The following is a 3806-nucleotide window of genomic DNA, read 5'->3' as shown; positions in this document are numbered from 1 at the left end:
AGGATCGCGTCAGGGATGCGGGGTGCTTTGCGTCGTGCCATCGGGAACCTCCTTCGGGTCCACTATGGCCGCCCCCACACGAAATTCCTGACAGTCCCGGTTCGGCGCGACGAAGACCCCGCACCCGGTCGAGTGGCTGTCCGACAACGGCGCCGCTTACATCGCCAAGGAGACAGCGCAGACGGCCGCCGCGCTTGGTCTACGGCTGCTGTTCACCCCGGTGCGCTCGCCGCAGAGCAACGGCATCGCGGAGGCGTTCGTGAAGACGCTCAAGCGCGACTATGCCCGCTTGGCGATCTTGGTCGACGCCGAGACCGTGATGCGGCTTCTGCCGGCTTGGTTCGAGGACTACAACACGATCCACCCGCACTCCGGCCTGCGCATGCTCTCGCCCCGAGAGTACCTCAGCCGGACTGCCTAAACCCGCCCCGCTGCCTGTCCGGTCAAACAGGGTGCACTCCACCTCCTTCGCGGGGAATTTGACCGTGAATTCGTTCGGATCAGACCTAGCACGCGCTTAGCAACCTGCTACATCTCACCCTCACGCGAGTGGGTAGCAGGCTTGATAGAGCATCCGACATATGCACATCCGCAGCTGGCGGAAGCAATATGCGAGCTTCGGTTCGCATTGCCAGAGAGCACTGTCTGGCATGCCGGAGTGCTGGGTGAATTTTACAAGGCTGCGCAAAACAAATTTCCAATTTTGGAGCCAATTTCGGAGCAGTCGCTCGAACTAACAGTCGGATCGGACGGCGCTCACACGCAGCGCTCTGGTGCGCCCAAGACCAAATTCAAGCTTACCGCTGAGGACAAGCCATTCATTATCATTTTTGGCGAAGGTTCAGTTAGTGTAAGCGCCACTCCACCGTACTCCGGGTGGGGGAACTTTGAGGCGGAAATATCTAAAGCGTGGGAGCTTGTTAATCAAATTCTTCGGGTGTCGCATGTTCAACAAATAGGCATGCGATATATAAACCGGATTACACGTTTATCTGAAGATGAAGCTCCAGGCACTTGGCTTGAGCAAGGTGACTTCGTTCCTTCGGCGCTGCGCAAATCTAAGAGCGGATTTTTGTCCCGAACCGAGGTTCAGATTGACGCCGCTAACCGGCATATGGTGACAATTGCCCATGATCGAAGCTCAAGCCCGGGATCCTTGATATTCGACATCGATTGCATTTATCAGGAACATATAGATCCGGCTTGGGAAGGTATTGGTAGTAAAATAAACAATATTCATGAGGAGATTTGGTCGATATTCCAGCAGTCAGCAAGTGTTAAATTAAAACGGCTTCTTGAAGAAGGCGTAGCGGAATGAATTATGTCTCGCCGTTCAGCACCAGCTCAGCGCTCAAGATGGGAGCTGTCGACACCAACATGGCTGAATTCACCGATGTTCTTACCTATCGGTTCGGCTGGGGGTCGCCGTCTGCATCAAAGGCTGGGCAGATGACCGCACTTTTGGTTGCTTCGGGGCTAAACACTTCTCAAGAGTGGGGCATTCATCTGCGTGCGCCTGTTGTAAGAAATCAAAAACTCATCGATCTTCTACAGAGCTGGATTGATGAAGACGGAAATAGAGAAGCAGAAGATCTTCAGGAACAATTCAACGATCTGAACTTAGCTCGCGTCCGAATTGGCGGCCGGTGATCTTTTTAGATACGAACCTTCTTTGGTGGGTAGCACATCCTGCTGGAGGGCCAGATGCTGAGTTGCTTCGAGAAAAGCTCAAGACGCGCCTCAATGCGGGTGAGGTTCTCGCCGTTGCCGAGATCTGCGACTATGAAGCTCGGCGAGAGCTGTTAAGGAAAAATGCCACGGGCCAGCTCGGGCGCTTAGATCGGTTTATAGGCCTGACTACATATGTGCCGATAAACACGGCAGCTATGAGAACTGCCGCCATCTTGTGGGCCAATCTCCGCAATGCAGGCCGTCAATTATCTCCCGATGATGCACTCGACGGAGATGTAATACTTGCCGCACAGGCTGGGCAATACCCTGGTCATGTTGTGGCGACTAAAAATTTGAAGCATCTAACTCAGATTTGCAACGCCATCGATTGGCGTGCCCTATAGTTAAGGGCGACATTGCCTCGCGCAAATTTTCCCATCCGCCTTCGCCATCTGCCGCCCGCGGTTCTGGACCGCGTCGCGGAAGAGGGTTCCGGTGATGGAGGTCGGGGCCTCTGGCTCAGGTAGCCAAATCGAAGGAATGCGCTACGCCTGAGCGGCTTGGACAGCCGGGAGGCGATCCATGTACCGCGACGTTCAGCAGTGGCTCTACATCCGCAGTCTCGTGCTGGAGCAGGGCAAGTCCCGCAAGCAGGTTGTGCGCGAGACCGGCATCAGCCGGAAAACCGTGCGGAAGATGCTGGCCAACTCGTTGCCGCCGGCATGGCAGCCACGAAGGTTGCAAGCACCGAGGCCAACAAAAAGGGAAGAACGTGACGAGAGCCGTCGAGAGCGGGCTCTAAAGCGTCAGGCAGATAAAGCTGCCGCGCAGGATTGGATGCGGCGCCTGACGCACGGTCGTCTCGACCAACAGGCTCTTCGGCACGAACTTCAAACCGTGCCGGATCTCGACCGTCTGCTTACCCGTACGCGTTCAGGTACGCCGGCACAGCGCCGCCGCGCACTCGCCATCCTTGGGCTATGGCGCGGCTTTCCTGCGCGATGGGTATGCGCCTGTCTCAGCCTGTCGAAGAAGACGCTGCGCAGCTACCGCGAGAGGTTCAAGCAGGGAGGTGCCAAGGCGCTCTTTGCCCCGCAGGTTCGCTCGACGCGCAAGACCGAGGATGAAGCAACGAAAGCGGCCGTGTTCCGCACCTTGCACGAGCCGCCAAGCACTCACGGTTTCAACCGCACTTCGTGGCGCATGGCTGATCTCTGCGCCGTCCTCGGGCGACGCGGCACACCGGCTTGCCCGCAGGTCGTGCGCGCGATCACGAAAGCCGCCGGCTATCGTTGGTGCAAGGCACGCACGGTGCTCACATCGAACGACCCGGAGTACGTGGAGAAGCTGGCTCACATCCGAGCCATCCTCGCCGCCCTCCAACCTGACGAGGCGTTCTTCTCAATCGACGAGTTTGGGCCGTTCGCCGTCAAGATGCGGTCGGGACGCAAGCTTGTGCCGCCGGGTGAGGTGCCGACGGTGCCACAGTGGCAGCAATCGCGCGGCAGTCTGATCCTCACGGCCGCGCTGGAGTTGTCGAGCAACCAGATCACCCACTTTTACAGCGAGGCCAAGAACACCGCCGAGATGATCAGGATGCTCGACCTGCTGGCGGTGCGCTACCGCGACCGGCGGCGCATCTTTCTGTCGTGGGATGCCGCCTCTTGGCACGTGTCGAAGAAGCTGAACACCAAGATTGCAGAAATCAACGAGTTGGCAGCGATGGGAGGCGGTCCGCTCGTGGAAACCGCGCCGCTACCGTCCGGCGCGCAGTTCTTGAACGTGATCGAAGCGGTGTTCAGCGGCATGGCGCGGGCCATTATCCATAACAGCGACTACGCTGACGTAGGGGCCGCGAAGGCGGCAATTGATCGCTATCTCGCCGAGCGCAATGCCGGATTTCTGCACCGTCCGCGCCGGGCCGGACAAAAGATCTGGGGCAAGGAGCCTGCGGTCACTGCCTTTTCAGAGGCGGGCAACTTCAAAGACCCTCTGTTCCAGTGACCATTACCCACCCGCCGGAGCCATAGTCCGCCCCTGGCCTGCCCCCTGAAAAGTGGTCCTCCCTAAGGTATGGCTTTGAGCCATGTGGAGGATGTCATCATGGGACGGAAGAAGCATACGGCTGAAGAGAT

Annotated in this window: 4 protein-coding genes and 1 pseudogene; all 5 read left to right on the top strand. The window is 58.0% G+C overall.

What is annotated here, in order from left to right; genetic code table 11:
- Positions 1–97 precede the first annotated feature (97 nt).
- Positions 98–421 (top strand): annotated as a pseudogene (locus ASG32_RS29605) (integrase core domain-containing protein); the annotation flags it as partial.
- 141 nt (positions 422–562) lie between these two features.
- On the top strand, positions 563–1318 hold the full coding sequence (locus tag ASG32_RS33115) for a TIGR04255 family protein (protein ID WP_157862106.1): 756 nt from the start codon (positions 563–565) through the stop codon (positions 1316–1318).
- A complete protein-coding gene (locus tag ASG32_RS34245) occupies positions 1315–1650 on the top strand; it encodes a hypothetical protein (RefSeq protein WP_157862105.1) in 336 nt (111 codons plus the stop codon). Before ASG32_RS33115 ends, ASG32_RS34245 begins: the two co-directional genes overlap by 4 nt.
- Positions 1647–2075, top strand: a complete 429-nt coding sequence (locus tag ASG32_RS34240; protein ID WP_157862104.1) for a nucleic acid-binding protein — start codon at positions 1647–1649, stop codon at positions 2073–2075. Before ASG32_RS34245 ends, ASG32_RS34240 begins: the two co-directional genes overlap by 4 nt.
- A 178-nt stretch (positions 2076–2253) precedes the next feature.
- Entirely contained in the window at positions 2254–3675 is a 1422-nt protein-coding gene (locus tag ASG32_RS33595) for an IS630 family transposase (protein ID WP_107352016.1), read from the top strand.
- Positions 3676–3806: the final 131 nt, after the last annotated feature.

The sequence above is a fragment of the Methylobacterium sp. Leaf361 genome, from assembly GCF_001424445.1.
Lineage (GTDB): Bacteria > Pseudomonadota > Alphaproteobacteria > Rhizobiales > Beijerinckiaceae > Methylobacterium.
Note: the sequence above shows the minus strand (reverse complement) of the source record. Positions and strands in the feature narration are given on the sequence as shown.